General features: G+C 63.0%; 16 protein-coding genes. 4 read left to right on the top strand and 12 right to left on the bottom strand.

Annotation, left to right across the window (positions count from 1 at the left end; genetic code table 11):
• Positions 1-4 precede the first annotated feature (4 nt).
• From H045_RS02405 to H045_RS02380, 6 genes are read right to left on the bottom strand one after another with little or no spacing between them, the layout of a single operon-like run.
• Complete coding sequence (locus H045_RS02405) at positions 5-499, bottom strand: fimbrial protein (protein ID WP_003231498.1); 495 nt, start codon at positions 497-499, stop codon at positions 5-7.
• A gap of 10 nt (positions 500-509) precedes the next feature.
• Positions 510-1082: a fimbrial protein gene (locus H045_RS02400; RefSeq protein WP_015371327.1), complete on the bottom strand. Its 573-nt coding sequence runs from the start codon at positions 1080-1082 to the stop codon at positions 510-512.
• A gap of 21 nt (positions 1083-1103) precedes the next feature.
• On the bottom strand, positions 1104-1859 hold the full coding sequence (locus H045_RS02395) for a fimbria/pilus periplasmic chaperone (RefSeq protein WP_015371326.1): 756 nt from the start codon (positions 1857-1859) through the stop codon (positions 1104-1106).
• A complete protein-coding gene (locus tag H045_RS02390) occupies positions 1856-4471 on the bottom strand; it encodes an outer membrane usher protein (RefSeq protein WP_041931423.1) in 2616 nt (871 codons plus the stop codon). The genes H045_RS02395 and H045_RS02390 overlap by 4 nt, the downstream gene beginning before the upstream one ends.
• A 19-nt stretch (positions 4472-4490) precedes the next feature.
• Positions 4491-5042: a fimbrial protein gene (locus H045_RS02385; protein ID WP_032869937.1), complete on the bottom strand. Its 552-nt coding sequence runs from the start codon at positions 5040-5042 to the stop codon at positions 4491-4493.
• A gap of 54 nt (positions 5043-5096) precedes the next feature.
• Positions 5097-5615: a fimbrial protein gene (locus tag H045_RS02380; RefSeq protein WP_003231503.1), complete on the bottom strand. Its 519-nt coding sequence runs from the start codon at positions 5613-5615 to the stop codon at positions 5097-5099.
• A gap of 482 nt (positions 5616-6097) precedes the next feature.
• Here H045_RS02380 and H045_RS02375 point away from each other — a divergent pair, with 482 nt between their 5' ends.
• Entirely contained in the window at positions 6098-6640 is a 543-nt protein-coding gene (locus H045_RS02375; RefSeq protein ID WP_015371323.1) for a PadR family transcriptional regulator, read from the top strand.
• Entirely contained in the window at positions 6637-7404 is a 768-nt protein-coding gene (locus H045_RS02370) for a siderophore-interacting protein (RefSeq protein WP_015371322.1), read from the top strand. Before H045_RS02375 ends, H045_RS02370 begins: the two co-directional genes overlap by 4 nt.
• Positions 7405-7584: 180 nt before the next feature.
• Here the strand turns inward: H045_RS02370 and H045_RS02365 are convergent, their stop codons facing one another.
• Positions 7585-8211, bottom strand: a complete 627-nt coding sequence (locus H045_RS02365) for a Pr6Pr family membrane protein (protein WP_003231507.1) — start codon at positions 8209-8211, stop codon at positions 7585-7587.
• Positions 8212-8215: 4 nt separating this feature from the next.
• Entirely contained in the window at positions 8216-8449 is a 234-nt protein-coding gene (locus H045_RS02360; RefSeq protein ID WP_015371321.1) for a VF530 family protein, read from the bottom strand.
• A gap of 141 nt (positions 8450-8590) precedes the next feature.
• On the opposite strand from H045_RS02360, the gene H045_RS02355 reads away from it, so the two are divergent.
• Together H045_RS02355 and H045_RS02350 are read left to right on the top strand one after the other, a co-directional pair.
• Positions 8591-10609, top strand: coding sequence for a TonB-dependent receptor (locus H045_RS02355; protein ID WP_041931422.1), 2019 nt, complete (start codon positions 8591-8593; stop codon positions 10607-10609).
• A gap of 567 nt (positions 10610-11176) precedes the next feature.
• Positions 11177-13594: a glucose/quinate/shikimate family membrane-bound PQQ-dependent dehydrogenase gene (locus H045_RS02350; RefSeq protein ID WP_003231510.1), complete on the top strand. Its 2418-nt coding sequence runs from the start codon at positions 11177-11179 to the stop codon at positions 13592-13594.
• Positions 13595-13874: 280 nt separating this feature from the next.
• Here H045_RS02350 and H045_RS02345 read toward each other — a convergent pair whose 3' ends face one another.
• Genes H045_RS02345 through H045_RS02330 form a run of 4 tightly spaced genes read right to left on the bottom strand, consistent with a single transcriptional unit; the run spans position 13875 to position 18165 of the window.
• Positions 13875-14294, bottom strand: coding sequence for a group I truncated hemoglobin (locus tag H045_RS02345; RefSeq protein WP_015371319.1), 420 nt, complete (start codon positions 14292-14294; stop codon positions 13875-13877).
• The gene (locus H045_RS02340; RefSeq protein ID WP_015371318.1) at positions 14294-15148 is read right to left on the bottom strand and encodes a DUF3034 family protein; all 855 of its coding nucleotides are present in this window, start codon (positions 15146-15148) and stop codon (positions 14294-14296) included. Before H045_RS02340 ends, H045_RS02345 begins: the two co-directional genes overlap by 1 nt.
• Before the next feature lie 10 nt (positions 15149-15158).
• On the bottom strand, positions 15159-17507 hold the full coding sequence (locus H045_RS02335; RefSeq protein WP_015371317.1) for a putative bifunctional diguanylate cyclase/phosphodiesterase: 2349 nt from the start codon (positions 17505-17507) through the stop codon (positions 15159-15161).
• A complete protein-coding gene (locus tag H045_RS02330) occupies positions 17491-18165 on the bottom strand; it encodes a methylamine utilization protein (RefSeq protein WP_015371316.1) in 675 nt (224 codons plus the stop codon). Before H045_RS02330 ends, H045_RS02335 begins: the two co-directional genes overlap by 17 nt.
• Between the last annotated feature and the right edge of the window lie 114 nt (positions 18166-18279).

Here is an 18279-nt window from a genome sequence, read left to right as displayed (position 1 = left end):
GTTCTCATTGGTAATCCACCACCAGTGTTCCGGCGGCGTCGAATGCGCCGCCGGTGAGGCGGCTGCCCGCGCGCTTGACCGGCACTGCCTGCACCACAGGGAAGTTGGGATGGGTGAAGTTCACCCTTGTATTCAACGGCCAGTCCGCGCCATTGACGAACAGCTTGACGCCCAGGTCAGGCTTGCGCGTCGACAACACACGGCTGTCAAATGCCGCCCCGGTGCCCTTGAGTTCCAGCGTCAGCGCGTTGCTGAACGGCGAGTCGCAGGTGACGGTGTACGGCACGTTGCGACGGTAATTGACGCCGTCCACCCGGGAGGTTTGCAGGTCGTTGCCAAACGGCACATCCAGCGTGCCCCCGCCGTTGATCACGCACGGCGGCGGCGCAATGATCGTCGCGCGGATGATCAGGTTGGTGTCGGCTTGCACGCCCTGGCCGAGCGCCCACAACAGGCAGCCTCCCGCCAGCGTGGCACCAGCGCCGATTAACTTAGCCATTGTTCTGCCCTTACTCATAATTGAGCCTGAAATCCACCACGGCCTTGAAGGCCCCGCTGCTCAACGGCGCGGCGGTGCGCGTGGGTCGTACGTGCCAGGTCATTGTGCTTGACCCCATGGGCAACAGCAGCGGCTCGCCCCGTTGCCCCAGGTGCACATCGCGGCCCAGGGCGTCGGTGAGCTGCAGCCCCATGCCACTGATGCCCCGCACCTTGACCAGGCGCGGATCATCGGCATCGGCGGGCGCGACAAACGCCACCGACACCACCGGTTGATACGCACTCCAGGTCAGGTTGCCGGTGCGCTCACTGCGAATGCTGCCCGCCGTGCGCTGGCAATCCTGAAAGCGCAGTTGAAAGGCCTTGGCTTTGGCTTGATCGCCGGGCCGCTGCAATTGGCTGGTCGACACCGCACCCAGGTCGACCGTCTGGTGGATCGAGTTCATTTCAAGGCTGCATGGCGCCTCGTGCATGGACCCGAGAATGTTCAACACCCCGTTCATGCCTTCGACATCCTCGGCCTGCGCGCCCCCCGCAAAGGCCAGTAACAGCCCTGCCAGCACGTTCATACGTTGCGACTTCATGACGTTCTCCAGCAGCAGGCATTACTGAGTGGGCGTTGACGCTTGCACGTCGACCGTGCACGTGTCGCCAGTGCAGGTGAAGGCCAGCACGGGGCGGCCGCCGTAGTCATTCACGTAAGCCAGGTACGGCGTCTTGCCCAGCGCCTGGATGGTCGGCCCCAGGGTCAGCGCACCTTTGGGCGGCACCATCAGCGGCTCGAAGCCGGCCACGGTTTTACCCTCTTTGGTGCTGCGCGCGTCCACCAGAGTCACGTAGTACGGGGTCGGATTGTTGACCTTGTAGTGCTCGCCTTCGCGGGTCAGGGTCAGCTTCTGCTGCCAGGGGTTGGAAAAGTCCTGCTGGCTGGGCGTGATCGCCTGCGGGCGATAGAACAGCTTGATCCGGGTCTGCAAGGCGATCTGCAGGGTGTTGGCCTTTTCGCTGCGTGGCGGAATCTCGCGCAGGTTGAAGTAGTAAACCGTCTCGCGGTCCTGCGGCAGCGACTTGGCCGCCGGCAACGCCTGCACTTTCACCTGGCTCTGTTTGCCCGGCTCCAGGCGCTGCACCGGTGGCAGCACGATCAGCGGCGAGGTGATCTTTTTGCCGCTTTCATCTTCGATCCAGCCCTGGGCCAGGTACGGCAACTGGGTATTGTTGTTGGTGATATTGACGCTGGTGGCTTCCTTGCCGCCGTCGAAAATCACGCGGGTGCGGTCCAGGCCAACGGCGGCGTAGGCGCTGTCGCTCAGGGCCAGTAAAGCCAGGACCAGCAGGGTGAAACGCGTAGTGAGCATCATGTGGCGGTGTTCTCCATGTCGAGGGGCTTCCCGGGCAGCGCGGCTGGCTCGGGCGAGGATTGTTCAGCGGCTACCGGGCGGCAGCCGAGTTGCAGGGCATCGGTCAAACCATCGGCGGGCAGTACGGCAGGCAGCGTGAGGATGCAGCGCTCGCGTCCGCCCCAACTGACGATCATCACGTCGCCGGCCTGGATGCCACTGAGGTAAACGTTGCCGTCGTCATTGACGATGCCGGTGTCCTGTTGCTTGACGTTTTTCACCGTGGCGCCGAACGGCGGTGCGCTGCCGTCGGCCAGGCGCAGCACGGCCATGGCCTTGGCGCCGGCGATCACGTCCAGGGATCGGTAGCCGATAGCCCCTTCGGTGAGCGTCAATTGAGTGACCGACTGCGTGGCTTCGACGTTGCTCGGCAAGCGTTCGAGGTCGACGCTCGCCGCCGTGCGCTGGTAGCTGCTGATGTCGGAAATCACCGCTTTGCCGAACGCATTGCTGCGTGTCGGCGAGCCGTACCCGCGCACCGGTACATCGGGCACGCCACCGGTATCGACCATCAACCGCGTGCCGCCGGTGCTGCCGGTACGGTGCAGCGCCCCGCCCTGGGCCGTGAGCGTGCCACCGCCGCGAGCCGATACGCTGAGGGTGCGGTAATCGCCTTCCTGTGTGCTGGCGCTGAGGTCGATGTCGGCCTGATCGCCCATGTGACTCAAGTACGCACTGGCCGAACGGTTGCTGGCACTCAACTGGTAGCTGTTGCGCTCGTCGATGCGGTCGCTGTAGCGCGATGAAAAGGTGTTGTTGCCGCCGGCCCGATTGGCATCCAGCGCCAGGGTGCCGGTGCGCCCAAGCGGCAGGCTCACCGTGAGTGCCATGCCGTTGTCCAGGTGCTGGTATTCCTGGCTGCGGTACAGGTTCAGCGACAGGCTCATGTTCTTGACGCTGCCCACGTTGAAGTAGCGCGACAGCGACAGGTTCCAGCGCTGGGTGTCCGGCCGGTTCCAGTAGGTCTGTTTGTTGTAGCTGGCATAGACCGTGGCGCCAAGGTCACGAAACTGTTTGTTGACCGTGACCGTGTACAGCGCCTTGCTGCCGCCGATCGGCTTCCAGCTTTCGACGTACTCGCCGTGCTCGTTGAGCATGCCGCGCCCGCCCGCCCGCTCGCCGTTCAACCCGTAATGGCGGGCGTCCAGGTACTCGCTCATGCTCAGGAAGTTCTTCTCGGAGAAGCGGTAACCGGCGAACGTCACCTGGCTGTCGTACTCCTCAAAGTTCTTGGAGTATTGCAGGCGGTAGGATTTGCCCGTGAGGGTATCGCCCCAGAGTTGGGCGTGGGACTGGGTGACGTCGACCGACACGGCGCCGAAGGCCAGCAGATCGCGACCGGCCCCGACGGACAGGGCGCGATAGTTGTTGTCCGTCATGCCGCCGCCAAACAACGACCAACCGTTGCTGACACCCCAGGAGAATTCCCCGGTGCCGAACATGTTGCCGTCGCCGCCGTACTGCAGGTTGGACGGTCGCCCGGCCGCCAGCTTGTAACGCACCTGCCCAGGTCGCGTCAGGTAAGGCACGCCGGCGGTATCCACCTTGAAGCTGTGCACCGAACCGTCCTGTTCTTCGACCCGCACATCCAGCGAGCCCGTCACCGCGTCGTGCAGATCCTGGATACGAAACGGGCCGGCGGCCACCAGGGTTTCATAGAGCACGCGGCCCTTCTGGCTGATGATGACCTTGGCATTGGTCTTGGCCACGCCCACCACTTCGGGGGCGTAACCGCGCAGGTTGGGCGGCAACTGACTCTGATCGGAATTGAGCGAGGCACCGGTAAAGCGGAAGCTGTCGAACAGGTCCGAATACAGGTAGTCCTCGCCCACTACCAGGCGCGCCTTTAGTGCAGGAATGGCGCGGTACGCGTAGTAGCGGCTCCATTCGAGCTTCTGATTGCCGTAGGCGCCTTCGCTGGCGCGCTCGACCCGCCCCTGCCAATCGGCGCGCACGCGCCAGGCGCCGGCATTGGCGCCCACCGTGCCGTTGCCACTGAGGTTGTTGCGGGTGCCGTCGTTTCTTCGGTAGTTGGACTGCGCCGTCAGGTTGTAGTCGACCAGCAGCCCTGGCACGCCTTCGTCCCAACGCGCGGGCGGGTCCCAGTTGATGGCGCTGTACTCAAGGTAGGCGTGGGGCAAACTGATCGTCAGCGTGGAGGTGGCCAGGTCGCCAGTGACTTCCATGCCGGGCAGGCTTTGCGTGTCCAGGCACTCGCCGTCTCTCCACCAGGTGAACTTGGCCGCTGCGGCCGCTTTGATACCCAACTGCTCGACAAGGCTTGCGGATAAACAGGCCTGGCTCCCCTTCGGATCATCGTCAGGGGCGTAAAACGCCACCGATTGCTCAGGAATAGCCTGGCCATTCAACTGCACGACCATCGAGTAGGTGCCCGGCAGGATAAACCCGCTGCGCGCGAACCGAGACAAATCGATATTGGTGCGATCACTCAGATCAAGAACATCGGTATTGAACTCGATGTCTCCTGCCCCAAGCGCTGTTCCTGCCAGTGTCATCAACCCGCCAAAGAGACTGGGGCGAAGCGTATTTCTGACCTTCGACGTATTCCACATTCAAGCAACCCATCAATCTTCAAAAGTATTCCAACTTGAACCGCACAGCGGCACGATGAGGCCCGACAACCATCGGGCGTCCGTTACCCACCAGACGAAGCGTGAAGTGCAGGGTCATGTCACCCTCAACCAACGGTTTGCGCGGCAGCGGTTCACCTGGAACGCTGCCGTGACCGTCCGCATCGGTGATATCCAGCGCAACGCCCTGGGATTCGCCAAACAGCGCAAAGGCACGCCCACCCATGTCGCTGGCACCGTCGAACATCACGCGCAGGTGCTCCCAATCCGGCAGGCTCGCGCCAGGGCGGAATGGATCGGGACGGCTCAACGAGCAATTGACCAGGCGCAGCTCGAAGGGGTGAGCCTCCCCCTGCGTATTGCGCAACAGGCGGCCGACAGGCTCGGGCGGCATTTCGATGGTTTGGTCACGACTGGCCAGTTCCAGCCCGCAGGCCGAGTCCATCACCTGCCCTCCCAACGTGACGAGCCCTTCGCCCTGGGATGACGCGAGGCCAAGGCTGGTGAAGCTCATCAGGGAACAGGCGACAGCGAGACTTATGAATGTTTTCACCGTTATCTCCCGCCAGATTCCCCCCGCCGCACCCGGTGCGACGGGGGAAAGGACTTACTGGTAAGCCAGGGTGAAGTTGGTGACCGCGCTGAAATCACCTGGAATGATCGGGTCGGTGGCGGCGCCCTTCACGTAGGCACCGAATTCCAGGGTGTTGTCGCCGGTGCTGATGATCTGCGGCGCGGTCGGCTTGCCCAGTTCAACCAGGCTGCCGCCGTGACTCATCATGATGCCCACGCCACCGGCGCTGCCGACGGTGCCGATCGCACCCGGCACGACAGTCGACGGCGCTGCGGTGAAGGTGGTGGTCACGGTGTTGTCGGTGAGGCCGGACAAATCGCAGCCTTCGAGTTTGATCAGCACCGGCCGAGGGTTGGATTGGCCTCCGGACTGCAACTGATGCTTGGCAATGGCGCCCAGTGGAACGGTTTGATCGACGGACTCAGGCTTGATGGAGCAAGCGCCCGAATGCACTGAACCGGTGAACGTCACTGTTCCATCCGCCGCCTGAACAGACGCCGAACCTGCCAACACAGCGATAGCCAACAGCGCGGTTTTCATTTTGGTTTTCATATTGCCCATATCCATCTAATAAAAATGCCAGTAAGAGAGCCCGGCCCTCATCGCCCCTGAAACATCAGCGGGTGTTAAGGGCCAGTGACACGGAAACGCTTCCGTGTTTTTCCAACAAGTTGCATTGACAACAGGGCGCTCGATCAGCGCCGGAGAAGTATCCTGAGTTAGCCGTGGGAAGTAAGCAGGGTGTTTCGCTTACTCGATTAGTCGAACGTCAATACAACTTATGGGAAAAAACTGGCACTTTGCCAAAACTTATAATTTGACTGTAAGAAATGGACTACTTGGAGTTATCGAGCACTATTAGCGCACAACTGCGACTGTAAGAACGGTATTACAAGTTGCACTTACATGAACTAAACAACGCGTATCCAGATATGAACGTGGCCTGCGGGGCAACGTGACCGTCCGTCAGCACCGCTTGCTATTGCCTTAAGATATATCTTAAGTTGTATCTAACCATGACGGAGAGCAGAGACATGAAAGCGCATCATCATCCTCATCACGACAGCCCCGACGGCTTTGAGAGACGCCCAGGCCGCGAACGCGGGGGCCGAGGCCCACGGGTGTTTGCACCGGGTGACCTGAAATTGCTGCTACCGGCGCTGATCGCCGAGCAGCCATGCCATGGCTACGACCTGATCCGCCGCATCGAGGGCCTGTTCGACGGCGCCTACAGCCCCAGCCCTGGCGTGATCTACCCGACCCTGACCTTTCTCGAAGAAAGCGAATTGATCAGCGGCGACGCCGACGGCGGCAAAAAACGCTACACAATCACCGACGCCGGTCGTCTCTTCCTTGGCGAACAAGCGGTCGCCCTGGACGGCGTGCGCATGCGCATCGATGTGAGCAAGCGCTCGCTGCGCGGCCAGGACCGCCCGCCGCAGATCCATGAGGCGGTGCACAACGTGCGCCATGCCCTGCATTCGCACCACGGGCGCTGGAGCCCGGAAGAAATCGAACGTGTCGCGGCGCTGCTCAACCGCACCGCGCAAGCCATTGCTGACGGGAAGGACCAATGAATAACCAAGCCATTCATCGCGTGACCCATGAAATCAAACGTCGTCGCCTCGAGGTGCTGCGCGTGGTCGACATCACCCCGCGCATGCGCCGCGTCACTTTGGGCGGGCCGGAGCTGGCCGGTTTCGTGAGCCTGGGCAGCGACGACCACATCAAGTTGCTGTTCCCGCAGAACGCCGCCGAGCAAGCAGCCCTTGAAAGCCCCACGTTCAATATCAAAGGCGATGGCCCACAACCGGCCATGCGCGACTACACGCCACGGCGCTTTGACCTGGATGCGGGTGAATTGGATATCGACTTCGTGCTGCACGGAGACGGCCCCGCGTCCACTTGGGCCGAGCAGGTCAAGGTCGGCCAGCACCTGCACATCGGCGGGCCACGGGGTTCGATGATCGTGCCGGATATCTTCGACAGCTACCTGCTGATCGGTGACGAAACCGCGCTGCCGGCCATTGGCCGACGTCTTGAAGAACTGCCGGCCGGGCGCCAGGCGCTGGCGGTGATTGAAATCGAGAACACGGCGGAGAAACAGGCCCTGCGAAGTGCGGCCGATGTGCAGGTGATCTGGGTAGTGCGCGGCCAGGATGACCTGCTCGACACTGTGCAGAACCTGACCCTGCCCGGCGGTTCGCTGTACAGCTTTGTCGCCACCGAAACCAAGCTGTCGCGACAAGTGCGACGCGTACTGCTGGACACCCACTTGGTCAACGAAGAATTCCTCAAGGCCGCCGGCTACTGGCGCGCGCAAGGCAGCGACGAAGCCTGAGCCAGACCCTGTGAAAGACTCGACGCTGTAACTCCGTGGCGAGCAGGCTTGCCCTGCGTTGGGCTGCGCAGCAGCCCCAAAACCAGGCACTGAGCCGTATCAGGTACCCCGCGTTTTGCTGGACTGGGGCCGCTTCGCACCCCAACGCGGGGCAAGCCCGCTCGCCACAACAGGCCCGCATCAGTTCGCACGAGCCTTTGAATATTTGTCCAACCCCACCAGCGCCAACGCGATCAGCACGAACCCCAGCAGAATGCCCCCGGCATTCACAAACACCTGTGGATAACCCAACGTGCCCACGTCGATGAACGGGTACTGATACTGCCCCAGCAAATCCCCGCGCAGCATCGCATAGCCGAAGTACACCAGCGGGTAGATCACCCACCCCGCAATGTGCCTGAAACCCAAAACGCCCTTGGGTACGCAGCGCCACCAGTAAATGAAGAACAGCAGCGGCATCACATCGTGCAGCAGTTCATCGGCAATGAACTGGAAGCCTTGCGGGCTCCATAAATGCCGCAGCAGCAGGTTATAGGTCAGGCTGACGAAGACGATGCTCACGGCGATTGCACTGCTGACCCCGGGCGCCAGGAAAAACCGTTTGGCGGCACCCTCCCGTGGCACCAGCGCATAGCTGAGCACCACCGCCGCCAGGGTGTTGGTCAGCACCGTGAAGAAACTGAAAAAATTCACCAGCCCACCCAGCAGGCTGGCGCCCGTCTCCCAGCGTGACTGGAAAATCAGGTACTGCTGAATCGCCAATCCCACCCAGCCGGCCAGCGCCGCCGCCGCAATGAAACGCTTCATCGGCTCAGTCCAGCGGACGTTTGGTACGCATCAACTTGACGTACAACCCTTCGACTTTCTCCCGCGCCCATGGCGTTTTACGCAGGAACGTCAGGCTCGACTTGATGCTCGGGTCGCTCTTGAAACAGCGCACATCGATGCGTTCGGCAAGCCCCGACCATTCGTAGTGTTCCACCAGAGTGGTGAGGACGTGTTGCAGGGTCACGCCGTGGAGAGGGTCGTTGTGTGTTGCGGTCATGCAGGGCCTATCAAGGAAATGATCACGAAGGGGGCACACCTTACCACCGCGCCGATCCAGGTAAAAAGTTCCCCTTCTCGGCGAAAAAAGAGATGTTATATTGTAACTACAAATATCAAACGTTTTACCAAGGAATGTACGATGTCTCTTTGCTCTTTGTGGCGCCTGACTCCACTCGCTGCCGCCCTGTTGATCTGCTCCGAAGCCCACGCCCTTGAGCTGCAACCCCAGGTCATCACCGGCAACCCGTTGGGCAGCCAGCAGCTCGCCTCGCCCACCACCGTGCTCGAAGGCGACGACCTGACCCTGCAACAAAAAGGCAGCCTTGGCGAAACCCTGAACAAGCAGCCGGGCGTGTCGTCTTCGTACTTCGGCCCGGGCGCCAGTCGACCGATCATTCGCGGCCAGGACGGCGACCGCATTCGCATCCTGCGCAACGGCGTGGGAGCGCTGGATGCCTCATCGCTGTCCTACGACCACGCGGTGCCGCTGGACCCGGTCAACGTTGAGCGCGTCGAGATCGTGCGCGGCCCGGCAGCGCTGTTGTATGGCGGCAGCGCCATCGGCGGCGTGGTCAACACCTTTGACAATCGCATCCCCACCGAAGCCATCGAAGGCATCCATGGAGCCGGCGAGTTGCGCTACGGCGGCGCCGACACCACCCGCAGCAGCGCAGGCAAACTGGAAGCCGGCAATGGCGCCTTCGCCCTGCACCTGGACGCCAACGCGCGGGAATTCGACGACCTGAAAATCCCCGGTTTCGCACGCAGCCGCCATGCGCCGGTCAGCGAGGACGGCCCTGGCAAAGACGGGCGACTGGGCAACAGCGACGGACGCCAGGACGGCGGTGCCGTGGGCGGTTCCTACACCTGGGACGACGGTTATGCCGGGCTGTCCTACAGCACCTACGACGCCAACTACGGCTCGCCGGCCGAACAGGCGGTGCGTATCCGCATGAAGCAGGACCACTACGCCTTCGCCTCCGAGATCCGCAACCTGCAAGGCCCGTTTACCTCGGTAAAACTCGACGCGGGTTACACCGACTATGAACACCGCGAAATCGAGGGCGGCGAGACCGGCACAATCTTCAAGAACAAGGGCTACGAAGCCCGCGTTGAAGCGCGCCACCAGCCCATCGGCCCGCTCGACGGTGTGGTCGGCGCCCAGGTAACGCGCAACGAGTTCTCCGCCCTGGGTGAAGAAGCCTTCGTGCCACAGACCGACACCAATGCCGCCGCGCTGTTTATTCTTGAAGAAATGCAAGCCACCGAGCGCCTGAAACTCAGCCTCGGCGGGCGCCTGGAACACACCCGCGTCGACCCGGATGCCAAGGGCAACGCCCGCTTTGCCGCCGCCGACAACAGCAACGATTTCACCGCCGGCAGCCTGTCGTCGGGCGCGGTGTACACGCTGACACCGATCTGGTCCGTGGCTGCCACCCTGGGTTACACCGAGCGCGCGCCGACCTTTTACGAGCTGTATGCCAACGGCGCCCACGTCGCCACCGGCACCTATGAACAGGGCGACGCCAACCTGAAGAAAGAAAAAGCGGTGTCCAGCGACCTGGCGCTGCGTTTCGACAATGGCACCCACAAAGGCAGCTTCGGTGTGTTCTACAGCCACTTCTCCAATTACATCGGTCTGCTGGGCACCGGTCGCACCTTGAATGACGAAGGCGACGCCGACCCGAGTGGCATCCCCGAGTACACCTATTCCGGCGTGCGGGCCCGTTTCGCCGGCTTCGAAGCCCAGGATCACTGGAAACTCGGCGAAAGTGCCTACGGCAAGTTCGCTTTGGAACTGTCGGGCGATTACACCCGAGCCACCAACCTCGACACCGGCGAAGCCCTGCCGCGCATTGCGCCATTGCGCATGAGCAGCGGCCTGCTGTGGGAGCTGGACCGCTGGCAGGCACGCATCGACGTGGAACATGCCGCTGGCCAGGGCCGCGTGCCGGACAACGAAAGCGGCACCGACGGCTACACCACCCTGGGCGCCAGCGCCGGTTATCACTTCAACATGGGGGGCAGCCAATGGCTGGCATTCGTGAACGGTGAAAACCTGACCAACCAGACGGTGCGCTACGCCAGCTCGATCCTGCGCGACATCGCCCCGGCGCCGGGGCGTAGCGTGCAGGTTGGCGTGCGCACCACCTTCTAACCCCCGCACCGCAATGCCCCTGTGGAAGGGGGCTCTGTAGCGAGCGGGCTTGTTGTGGCGAGCGCGCTTGCCCCGCGCTGGGGTGCGAAGCGCCTCCAATCAAATAAAACGCGGTACACCTGAAACTACTCTTGGGTCTGCTGCGCAGCCCAACGCAGGGCAAGCCTGCTCGCCACAGGAGTTTGGACTCCCACATTGATCGTCGGCGTGCTCCCACATGAGCCTGTTTATCCCTTCAACTTTCGCCGCGACATTCAGTCACTGTTACCGAATCTGAAATGATGCATCTTGCGATTTACGCTTTCTCAAAACGGCCCACCGCATTATCCTTCGCAACAATCTGAAACGCTTCACCTCCCGTTCGTCCACATTCGCCGACAGTTCCCCACTATAAAGACAGCGCTGTCTTAAACCAGCCTGCGTCCGGGGAACCTATCGCCCGCCTGTGGATAAGCCTCGCGTTCCCCAGAAATAGCAAAAAAACCCTGAACCAAGCCCGCGTCGAATCGTCATCTACAGTGAAGCGCGGGGTTACATAACTATTCCAACGTGACGGAGAAACACACTATGAGCACTGATGGGGCTTCGAGCCCAAGCCGCCTGCTGCCCAGGCTGCTTGGCGTCTTGCTGCTGATCATGGGCCTGGCCTTGCTGGCCGGCGGCGTCAAGCTGAGCATGCTCGGCGGATCGCTGTACTACCTGCTGGCCGGTATCGGCCTCACCCTGACCGGCGTCCTGCTGCTGGCCACCCGCCGCGCGGCGCTGGGCCTTTACGCACTGGTGCTGTTCGCCAGCACCGTGTGGGCCCTGTGGGAAGTCGGCCTGGACTGGTGGCAGTTGGTGCCGCGCCTGGCGCTGCTGTTCGCCCTGGGCCTGGTCATGCTGCTGCCGTGGTTTCGCCGTCCGTTGCTGCGCGGTCAACCGGCGCCGCTGGGCACCGGCGCACTGAGCGTGGCCGTGGTGCTGGCGGGTGCCGCCGCACTGGCCAGCCAGTTCACCACCCCAGGTGAAATGGTCAAGAAGGGTCAGCTCGACCGCGACGCGGTGCCAGGCATGGCCAACGCCGCGCCCGCCCAGGCCGATGGTGACTGGAACTCCTACGGCCGTTCGGCGTTCGGTGATCGCTACTCGCCATTGGCGCAGATCACCCCGGCCAACGCGCACAAGCTGGTTCCGGCGTGGACCTTCCGCACCGGCGACATCCCGGGCGCCGGCGACCCGGGCGAGACCACCGCGGAAAACACCCCGCTCAAGGTCAACGGCATGCTCTACGTGTGCACCCCGCACAGCCAGGTGATTGCGCTGGACCCGGACACCGGCAAGGAAATCTGGCGTTTCGATCCGAAGATCAGCAGCCAGGGCGCCGAGAACTTCAAGGGTTGGGCGCACATGACCTGCCGTGGTGTGTCGTATCACGATGACGCCGCCTACGCTTCCGAGCAAAGCCCCACCGGCAGCGCCAGCCCGGCCGCCGCGCCGACTGCCTGCCCCAAGCGCATTTTCGTACCGACCGCCGACACCCGTCTGATCGCCCTGAATGCCGACACCGGCAAGATGTGTGAAGACTTCGGCGACAAAGGCCAGATCGACCTGCGCGCCAATATCGGCAGCTTCGCTCCGGGCGGTTACTACTCCACGTCGCCACCAGCGGTGACCAAAAACCTGGTGGTGATCGGCGGCCACGTCACCGACAACGTGTCGACCGACGAGCCAAGCGGCGTGATCCGCGCGTTCGACGTGCACACCGGCAAGCTGGTGTGGAACTGGGACAGCGGCAACCCGGACGACACCACCCCGTTGGCCGAGGGCCAGACCTACACGCGCAACTCGCCGAACATGTGGTCCATGTTCGCCGTGGATGAAAAACTCGGCATGCTGTACCTGCCGATGGGCAACCAGATGCCCGACCAGTACGGCGGCGACCGTACCGACGAATCCGAGAAATACGCTGCCGGCCTCACCGCCCTGGACATTGACAGTGGCCATGTGAAGTGGAGCTTCCAGTTCACTCACCATGACCTGTGGGACATGGACGTGGGCGGCCAGCCGTCGCTGATCGACATCAAGACCGAAGCCGGCGTCAAGCAGGCCGTGATGGCGTCGACCAAGCAAGGCAGCATCTACGTGCTGGACCGCGCAACCGGCCAGCCGGTAGTGCCGATCCACGAAGTGGCCGTACCGCAAGGCGCAGTGGCGGGTGATCGCACCTCCCCTACCCAGCCTAAATCCGAGCTGAACTTCATGCCGCCGCCGCTTAAAGAGCGCGACATGTGGGGTGTGACCCCGTTCGACCAGATGCTGTGCCGCATCGATTTCAAATCCATGCGCTACGACGGTCCGTTCACCCCGCCTTCGCTGCAGGGCTCGATCGTGTACCCGGGTAACTTCGGCGTGTTCGACTGGGGCGGCATTTCGGTCGACCCGGTGCGTCAGATTGCGTTTGTGAACCCGAGCTACATGGCGTTCAAATCCAAGCTGATCCCGGCCGCCGAGATCGCCAAGCAAGGCCCGCGCGTCAGCGAAACCGAAGGCGTGCAGCCCAACAAAGGCGCGCCGTACGGCGTGATCCTCGAAGCGCTGCTATCGCCTCTGGGCCTGCCGTGCCAGGCACCGGCGTGGGGTTATGTGGCAGCGGTCGACCTGACCAACCACCAGACCCTGTGGATGCACAAGAACGGCACCGTGCGTGACAGCTCGCCGGTTCCGATCCCGCTGACCATGGGCGTACCGAGCCTGGGCGGGACCTTCACCACCGCCGGCGGCGTCGCGTTCCTCAGCGGCACCCTCGACCAGTACCTGCGTGCCTATGACGTGAAAAACGGCAAGCAACTGTGGGAAGGCCGCCTGCCAGCCGGCGCGCAGACCACACCGATGACCTACACCGGCAAGGACGGCAAGCAATACGTGCTCGTCATGGCCGGCGGTCACGGCTCCCTGGGCACCAAGCAGGGTGACTACGTAATGGCGTTCAAACTGCCTGATTAAGCGGTACGGGCGGTAACAAAAAGGCGGCTACCCTCAACAGGTAGCCGCCTTTTTCATGGGCATAAACACATGCCGTTCAGTTAAGCGCAGATTCCCTGTGGCGAGCAGGCTTGTCCTGCGTCGGGCTGCGCAGCAGCCCCAAAACCAGGCGCTGAGCCGTATCAGGTACACCGCATTTTGCTGGATTGGGGGCGCTTCGCACCCCAACGCGGGGCAAGCCCGCTCGCCACAACAGGCCCGCTCGCCACAGTGTCTCCAGTTAGCGGTGCGACAGCGCAGGCTAGCGCTCGATCACCTCACCACGCAACGCCGCCAACCGCGCAATCAGGCGGTTCTGCACCGGTACGGCGATGCCTTCCTTATCCATCGAAGCAATCAGATCCTCCACCAGCGCGTTGAAGTCACTGCGGGTCACGTTCTGGCCCTTGTGAGTCTCGGCCATGCTGTCCCCGGTGTAGGTGCACGGTCCGCCCGCTTCCACGCAGAATTTCTCGATCAGCTTGTTGCGCAGGCGCTGGATATCCACGTGCCGAAAGTGTTCGACGATGCGCGGATCACGGGCCACGTTGAGCAGCATGCCTTCCACAATGCGGGTAATGCCGGGCATGGCGCCCAGGTCGCGGTACAGGCTGTCATCCCTGGGCGGTTGCTGGGCACAGGCGCTGAGCAGCACGGCCAGTACAACCAATAGAAAGCGCATCAGAAACTCCCTTGCACCGACAGGTAGGTGCCGTTCTGGTCAGCCAGCGTGGCGATTTCGCCGAGGCGCGCGTAGGCCAGCACCACCGATACGTGCTTGTTGGGAAAGTAGCCCACGAATACATCCGCCCAATCGCTTTCGCCGGCAAACGACAGGTTGTCCGGTTTTTCCCGGTATTCCACGCCGACCGCCCAGCGCGGGTTGAACAACACGGCCACCGAGCCCTCCTTGAGCAGGCTGCGACGGTCACGGCGGTCGCCGCCAAAACCGAGCAGGCCGGTTTCATTGGCGCGGCTGTAGCGCAGGTTGCCGTTGACCAGCACGTTGTAACCAAACGCCGCGCCCATGAACAAACGGCTGGCGGCGAGGTAGCCTTCCACATCGCTGTCGCGCCTGGCGCCGACCAGGCGGGGGATATCGAAGTTGCTCTGGTGTTTGTATTCCAGGCCCAGGGACACCTGGGGCAGACGGTCGTAAATCACGTCGCCGAACAAACGCACCTTCATCCCCAGCACATCCTGGCCAAGGTGGTCATCCGGCAGGTTGAGCCGGTGCACCAGGGTGCCGAGGTCAAAGCGTTGCCGGGCAAAAGACAGCTCGACGCGGTTGTCATAGGCCAACGCCAACCCTGCCACGTCCAGCCGATAATCCGGCAGGTTGACCGTGGTGGCGAACGCCGTGGCGCCCCATTCGTGCTGTTCGCCGTAACCGGCGAGTACCGCCCACGGCGTGATGCCACCGCCGGCCGCGCCCTCGAGGCTGCTGGCACCGCCGGTGGCGATCAGACGGCCGTTATCGGCGAGCGCGGTTTGCACAGTCAGGGCGGCCAGGCAGCCGATCAGGAAAAAACGCACGTCAGGCTACTCAATGAACCAGGGAAGTTTGTGCACTGAGCGGCAGCGCCACCCAGGCTTCGAATGCATCGGCGCTCAAGGGCCGGCTGATCAGGTAACCCTGGGCCGTGTCGCACTGCCAGCGCTCCAGCAGGCGCAGGCTGTGGGCGTACTCGACGCCCTCGGCGACCACCTTGAGGCCCAGGTTGTGGCTCATCTCGATGGTGGAACGCACGATCACCGCGTCCTCGCTGGTTTCATCGAGGTTGCGCACGAACGACTGATCGATCTTCAACTCCTGCACCGGCAGACGCTTGAGGTGGGCCAACGATGAATAGCCGGTGCCGAAGTCATCCACCGACAGGCTGATGCCGCAGTCGCGCAGCAGGTGCAAAACTTTCAGGGCTTTTTCCGGCTCGCGCATCACCGCGCTTTCGGTGATCTCGAACACCAACTGTTCGGCCGGCAAGGCATAGCGTCGCAGCAGCGCCGATACGCGATGGGCCAGCTCGTCGCCCTGCAGGTCTTCCGCCGAAATGTTCAGCGACAGTTGCAGGTAAAGGCCGCGCCGGTTCCATTCGCAAAGCTGGCGGATGCCCTCCTCGATCACCCACTGGGTCAGCAAGCGAATGCTGCCGGAGCGCTCGGCCAGCGGGATGAATTCCGCCGGCGAAATCATGCCGAACTGCGGATGTTGCCAGCGCAGCAAGGCTTCGGCCTGGCGCACGTGGCCCTGGCGAATGTCCAGTTTGGGCTGATAGTGCAACAGCAATTGACCCTGGCCGGGCGCGTGGCGCAGGTCGCGAATGAGGGTGATCTGGCGGCGATGGGCAAGGTCACTGCCCTGCTCGTAAACCTGCAGGCGCCCGGGGATTTTCGCCGCGTCCGTCATGGCAATCGCGGCGCGTTCGAGCAAGGTGTGCGCGGTTTCGCCATCGGCCGGGTAGGTCGCGATGCCCAGGCGGCAATCCAGCGCCAGATCATGGCCGTTGATGCTGTGGGGGCGCAGCAGCAATTGTTGGAGTTTGTCGGCCATGCCCACCGCCTCGTCGCTGCCGGCGCCTTCGAGCAACAGCAAGAACTCGTCGGCGATCAGGTGCGCCAGCGTGTCGCCGGGGCGCATTACCGCTTGCAGGCGACGACCGACGGTGGGCAGCAGTTGGTCCACGGCGCCCGGCCCGGCAGCTTCGCTGGCGGCACGCAGGTTATCGATGCCCAGGTGAATCAGCGCAATCGGCCGCTGCAGGGCAATCGCGCTGCCCAGACGCTCCATCGCCAGCGCGCGGTTAGGCAGGCCGGTGAGGCGGTCATGCAGCGCGTTGTGCGCCAACTGCTGCTCGCGCTCGGCAATGCCTTTTTGCATGGCATTGAGCGCGCCGGCCAGCAAACCCAATTCGTCGCTGCGGGTGAGGGTCACCGGCGTGAGGTAGTGGCCCTGCCCGATGCGCTCGGCCGCCGACGCCAGCGCCTGCACGGGCCGTGACACCGTGCGCGCCAGCAGCAATGCGCCAATCAACGAGGCCAACAGCGCCACCAGCGCAATGCCGAGGATCTTTTCATCGAGCGGCACGAATGCCTGCATCGCTGCATCCAGCGGACTTTGCAACAGCGCCAGCACTTTGCCGTCGTCGTCGCTGGCCAGCACCAGCGACTGGTTGAGAAAGCTGTGTTCCAGATGATCGGTGGTCGACACGCCCCGGCGGCTGGAATCGCCTTCCATCAGGTCCAGAATGCTGTCGCGCAGCGCCTGCGGCTGAGTGCTCACCAACTCGCCGGGCACGCCTTTATCGATCGCCAGGAACGACACCTGCAGGTTGCTCAACGAGTGCAACTCGTCGGCAAACGTGCCGTCCATGCTGAAGCCCATCACCACCCGCGCAATCGGCAACGGTGCCAGCACCGACGCTTCCACCAGCAGGTGCGGCCTGCCCTGCAGCGGCACGATCAGCGTGGCCTGATGCTTGCTTCTGGCTTCGCGCAGCGCCTGGTCGTAGCGGAAGATCGAGCCTTCAGGCACTTCGCTCAGGGTGCTGGACAGCACTTTGCCGTCCATGCCCAGCAAGATCATGTCGTTGGCATTGATGCGCTTGCCGTGGTTGAGCAGCACCGAGCGCATCGTTGCCGAATCGCCACTGGCCACCGCATCGCGAAAACCGAAATCGGTGGACAGCAGTTGCACAGCGTCGGCCAGGCGTCGGCTGCGTGCATCAAGCAGGCGTTCGAACACCCGCGAGCCCACCTCCAGCTGGGTCAGGGCCTGGCCGCGCACGGCTGAGCTAGTGGCGACTTTCACACTGAAATACAGCGCACCGATCACCACCAGCGACAGCAGGATCAATACCGAGGCGACCCGCGCCTGAAAGCTACTGCGCAGTTTCATGGGCGGCTCGATTGAAGGCATCGCCGAACGCCGATGGCGTGGGCGGCAGATCGGCGGACACCGGCTCCAGGGCCAGCACCACGCTGTGGCTCAGGCCCGTGACGGGAACGTGCAGGATGCCGCCGTCCAGCGGCTGCATGGCTTTGAGTTGCGGGTGCCACAGGGTGGCGTGGTAGTCGCCGGGCGGCAGTTGCTCTAGACGCACGCGGCCCTGGGCGTCGCTGGCGCCGAACACCGGATCGTCGGTGACATAAATGTAACCGAGCATCCAGTCATGGATATTGCAGCCCAGCACTACCACGCCGGCCTTGTCGAACAGCAGCGGTTCGCTCGGCGTGCCTTCATACAGGCGCAGCTCGAAGCGCTTGGCGGCAGAGAAGGAATACACCTGATGGCGGATGTTGTCGCTGTTGGGAAAGCGCACCTGGGTGCCCGTGTGCACGACCAGCACATGGGGCGCGAAACGCTGGCCGCGCTGGTCCATATCAGCCTTGAGCGGTCCCGTCGGCGCGTGGGCCGGGCCTTGCAGGGTGACGACCGCGTCCGCCACCGGGCTGCCATCAGCCTGATGCATGAGCACCTCGAGCGTGGCCGCCGTGAGGGGGCCTGCCGCCAGTAGCAGCACCGCGCAAGAAAACAGCTGAACAACTCGACCCATGGGAGATCCGCGAATGAGGGGAAAAAGCGGCCAGCCTTGGCAGAAATTGAAAGCAATGGCAGCTATGATGCCGTAAATAAGGCAAAGTGCCACCACTGAACAACGTCACACGCT

Origin of the sequence: Pseudomonas poae RE*1-1-14 (assembly GCF_000336465.1) — a bacterium.
In the GTDB taxonomy this organism is placed as follows: domain Bacteria; phylum Pseudomonadota; class Gammaproteobacteria; order Pseudomonadales; family Pseudomonadaceae; genus Aquipseudomonas; species Aquipseudomonas poae.
The sequence above is the reverse complement of the archived record's forward strand: the minus strand, read 5'-3'. Positions and strand labels throughout refer to the sequence as shown.

Excerpts from the sequence above, each read along its gene's own strand:
- H045_RS02335 (WP_015371317.1), bottom strand. The coding sequence starts at position 17,507 with ATGAAACTGCGCAGTAGCTTTCAGGCGCGGGTCGCCTCGGTATTGATC.
- H045_RS02345 (WP_015371319.1), bottom strand. The coding sequence starts at position 14,294 with ATGCGCTTTCTATTGGTTGTACTGGCCGTGCTGCTCAGCGCCTGTGCC.
- H045_RS02365 (WP_003231507.1), bottom strand. The coding sequence starts at position 8,211 with ATGAAGCGTTTCATTGCGGCGGCGGCGCTGGCCGGCTGGGTGGGATTG.
- H045_RS02375 (WP_015371323.1), top strand. The coding sequence starts at position 6,098 with ATGAAAGCGCATCATCATCCTCATCACGACAGCCCCGACGGCTTTGAG.
- H045_RS02405 (WP_003231498.1), bottom strand. The coding sequence starts at position 499 with ATGGCTAAGTTAATCGGCGCTGGTGCCACGCTGGCGGGAGGCTGCCTG.
- H045_RS02370 (WP_015371322.1), top strand. The coding sequence starts at position 6,637 with ATGAATAACCAAGCCATTCATCGCGTGACCCATGAAATCAAACGTCGT.
- H045_RS02400 (WP_015371327.1), bottom strand. The coding sequence starts at position 1,082 with ATGAAGTCGCAACGTATGAACGTGCTGGCAGGGCTGTTACTGGCCTTT.
- H045_RS02360 (WP_015371321.1), bottom strand. The coding sequence starts at position 8,449 with ATGACCGCAACACACAACGACCCTCTCCACGGCGTGACCCTGCAACAC.
- H045_RS02330 (WP_015371316.1), bottom strand. The coding sequence starts at position 18,165 with ATGGGTCGAGTTGTTCAGCTGTTTTCTTGCGCGGTGCTGCTACTGGCG.
- H045_RS02380 (WP_003231503.1), bottom strand. The coding sequence starts at position 5,615 with ATGAAAACCAAAATGAAAACCGCGCTGTTGGCTATCGCTGTGTTGGCA.
- H045_RS02355 (WP_041931422.1), top strand. The coding sequence starts at position 8,591 with ATGTCTCTTTGCTCTTTGTGGCGCCTGACTCCACTCGCTGCCGCCCTG.
- H045_RS02395 (WP_015371326.1), bottom strand. The coding sequence starts at position 1,859 with ATGATGCTCACTACGCGTTTCACCCTGCTGGTCCTGGCTTTACTGGCC.
- H045_RS02350 (WP_003231510.1), top strand. The coding sequence starts at position 11,177 with ATGAGCACTGATGGGGCTTCGAGCCCAAGCCGCCTGCTGCCCAGGCTG.
- H045_RS02390 (WP_041931423.1), bottom strand. The coding sequence starts at position 4,471 with ATGTGGAATACGTCGAAGGTCAGAAATACGCTTCGCCCCAGTCTCTTT.